Here is a 1,460-nt window from a genome sequence, read left to right on the forward strand (position 1 = left end):
GTGTTCAATTGCGACCAGTGCGGTCATCTCGTGTTCTTCGACAGCGTCCAGTGCCTGCACTGCGGCACGAAGCTCGCGCTCCTGCCCGACGAACTCACCATGGCAGCGCTCGTGCCCGCCGTGCCCGGACTGCAGGCCGATGGCGATCTCGGTCTGCATGTCGGCGAGCTTCTTCTGGATGAGCTGGTTGGCGGCGAGCGGCCGGCCGAACTGCTTGCGGTCCAGCGTGTACTGGCGCGCCGTGTGCCAGCAGAACTCGGCGGCACCCAGGGCGCCCCAGGCGATGCCGTAGCGCGCGCTGTTCAGGCAGGTGAACGGGCCCTTCAGGCCCTGCACCTCGGGGAAGGCGTTCTCTTCGGGCACGAACACGTCGTCCATCACGATCTCGCCGGTGATCGACGCGCGCAGGCCCACCTTGCCGTGGATGACCGGCGCCGTGAGGCCCTGCATGCCCTTTTCCAGCACGAAGCCGCGGATCGGGCCCACGGCGCCGGCCTCGCTCACTTCCTTCGCCCAGACGACGAACACGTCGGCGATCGGGCTGTTGGTGATCCACATCTTGCTGCCCTTGAGCTTGTAGCCGCCGGCCGTCTTGTAGGCGCGGGTGGCCATGCTGCCGGGATCGGAGCCATGGTCGGGCTCGGTCAGGCCGAAGCAGCCGATCCACTCGCCGCTCGCGAGCTTGGGCAGGTATTTCTGCTTCTGCGCCTCGGTGCCGAATTCGAAGATCGGCACCATCACCAGCGAACTCTGCACGCTCGCCATCGAGCGGTAGCCGGAATCGACGCGCTCCACCTCGCGCGCGATCAGGCCGTAGGCCACGTAGTTCAGGCCCGGGCCGCCGTACTGCTCGGGGATGGTCGGGCCCAGCAGGCCCAGTTCGCCCATCTCGCGGAAGATGGCCGTGTCGGTCTTCTCGTGGCGGAACTGCTCCAGCACGCGGGTCGCGAGCCGGTCCTGGCAATAGGCCGCTGCGGCATCGCGCACCATGCGTTCGTCGTCGCTGAGTTGCTGGTCGAGAAGGAAGGGGTCTTCCCAGTGGAAGGCTGCGGGGTGGGCCATGGTGTCTCCTGACTGGATGCGGGGGAATGAATTGGCGGAATGGATGGTGCGTTTCATGCACGCATGGCACATCCTAGGCCCAAGGCTTCCCATCGGGCAAGCGAGGATGTCGCATCCAGAAATGAGGTTCTGGAATACCTGTGTAGCATCGCGCCATGCGCCGCACCCTGCCGTCCACCCAGGCCCTGGCCTGTTTCGAATCCGCCGCCCGCCACGAGAGCTACACCCGCGCGGCGCAGGAGCTGTTCCTCACGCAGAGCGCGGTGTCGCGCCAGATCATGGCGCTGGAGGAGTTCCTGGGCGTGGCGCTGTTCCGCCGCGCCCGCCACGGCGTGGCGCTCACGCCCGCGGGCACGCACTACGCCGCCCAGGTGGCGCGGTGGCTGGAGGGCCTGGAG

At 67.5% G+C, this 1,460-nt stretch carries 1 protein-coding gene and 1 pseudogene; one reads left to right on the forward strand and one right to left on the reverse strand.

What is annotated here, in order from left to right:
• Positions 1 to 129: 129 nt before the first annotated feature.
• Positions 130 to 1,062 (reverse strand): annotated as a pseudogene (locus GVL52_RS31375) (acyl-CoA dehydrogenase family protein); the annotation flags it as partial.
• 155 nt (positions 1,063 to 1,217) lie between these two features.
• Here GVL52_RS31375 and GVL52_RS31380 point away from each other — a divergent pair.
• On the forward strand, positions 1,218 to 1,460 hold a 243-nt coding region (locus GVL52_RS31380), incomplete at its 3' end, for a LysR family transcriptional regulator (protein ID WP_160012633.1).

It is taken from the genome of Rhizobium sp. 18055, from assembly GCF_902706285.1.
Classification (GTDB): Bacteria; Pseudomonadota; Alphaproteobacteria; order Rhizobiales; family Rhizobiaceae; genus Rhizobium.